Raw genomic sequence first — 1,823 nt, 5'->3', positions numbered from 1 at the left:
TTGGGGGCTGTCCCCCTGTGAGAGTAGGACGCTGCCGGGCGAAGACAGAGAGTTTTTCTCTTTGTCTTTTTTAATCCTCATATACTGGAATAATTTAACGCCAGTAAAATCTTATATTAGAGAGATATGCAGTAAATAATTTTTCAATAAACTTCAAAAAAGTGTTGACGAATTATTCATAAGATGTTATTCTAATATAGTTGCTTGATTGATCTTTGAAAACTGAACGAACAAAACGTCAACGTTTAAATCATTAGTCTTTTTTGAAAAGACAAATCGAGCTTAATCAACTCTTATATGGAGAGTTTGATCCTGGCTCAGGACGAACGCTGGCGGCGTGCCTAATACATGCACGTCGAGCGGACAGATGGGAGCTTGCTCCCTGAAGTCAGCGGGGGACGGGTGAGTAACACGTGGGCAACCTGCCTGTTAGACTGGGATAACTCCGGGAAACCGGGGCTAATACCGGATAATTCTTTTTCTCACATGAGGAAAAGCTGAAAGATGGTTTCGGCTATCACTTACAGATGGGCCCGCGGCGCATTAGCTAGTTGGTGAGGTAACGGCTCACCAAGGCAACGATGCGTAGCCGACCTGAGAGGGTGATCGGCCACACTGGGACAGAGACACGGCCCAGACTCCTACGGGAGGCAGCAGTAGGGAATCTTCCGCAATCGACGAAAGTCTGACGGAGCAACGCCGCGTGAGTGATGAAGGTTTTCGGATCGTAAAACTCTGTTGTCAGGGAAGAACAAGTACCGGAGTAACTGCCGGTACCTTGACGGTACCTGACCAGAAAGCCACGGCTAACTACGTGCCAGCAGCCGCGGTAATACGTAGGTGGCAAGCGTTGTCCGGAATTATTGGGCGTAAAGCGCGCGCAGGCGGTTCCTTAAGTCTGATGTGAAAGCCCCCGGCTCAACCGGGGAGGGTCATTGGAAACTGGGGAACTTGAGTGCAGAAGAGAAGAGTGGAATTCCACGTGTAGCGGTGAAATGCGTAGAGATGTGGAGGAACACCAGTGGCGAAGGCGACTCTTTGGTCTGTAACTGACGCTGAGGCGCGAAAGCGTGGGGAGCAAACAGGATTAGATACCCTGGTAGTCCACGCCGTAAACGATGAGTGCTAAGTGTTAGAGGGTTTCCGCCCTTTAGTGCTGCAGCAAACGCATTAAGCACTCCGCCTGGGGAGTACGGCCGCAAGGCTGACACTCAAAGGAATTGACGGGGGCCCGCACAAGCGGTGGAGCATGTGGCTTAATTCGAAGCAACGCGAAGAACCTTACCAGGTCTTGACATCTCCTGACAACCCTAGAGATAGGGCGTTCCCCTTCGGGGGACAGGATGACAGGTGGTGCATGGTTGTCGTCAGCTCGTGTCGTGAGATGTTGGGTTAAGTCCCGCAACGAGCGCAACCCTTGATCTTAGTTGCCAGCATTCAGTTGGGCACTCTAAGGTGACTGCCGGTGACAAACCGGAGGAAGGTGGGGATGACGTCAAATCATCATGCCCCTTATGACCTGGGCTACACACGTGCTACAATGGATGGTACAAAGGGCTGCGAGACCGCGAGGTTAAGCGAATCCCATAAAACCATTCTCAGTTCGGATTGCAGGCTGCAACTCGCCTGCATGAAGCCGGAATCGCTAGTAATCGCGGATCAGCATGCCGCGGTGAATACGTTCCCGGGCCTTGTACACACCGCCCGTCACACCACGAGAGTTTGTAACACCCGAAGTCGGTGGGGTAACCTTTTGGAGCCAGCCGCCTAAGGTGGGACAGATGATTGGGGTGAAGTCGTAACAAGGTAGCCGTATCGGAAGG

General features: G+C 51.7%; 1 rRNA gene. It reads left to right on the top strand.

The annotated features are described in order from the left end of the window. Positions 1 to 294: 294 nt before the first annotated feature. Positions 295 to 1,823, top strand: a 16S ribosomal RNA gene (locus PBF_RS24640); the annotation flags it as partial.

The sequence above is a fragment of the Cytobacillus firmus DS1 genome (assembly GCF_000565285.1).
Taxonomy (GTDB): Bacteria; Bacillota; Bacilli; order Bacillales; family Cytobacillaceae; genus Cytobacillus; species Cytobacillus firmus_A.
Note: the sequence above shows the minus strand (reverse complement) of the source record. Positions and strands in the feature narration are given on the sequence as shown.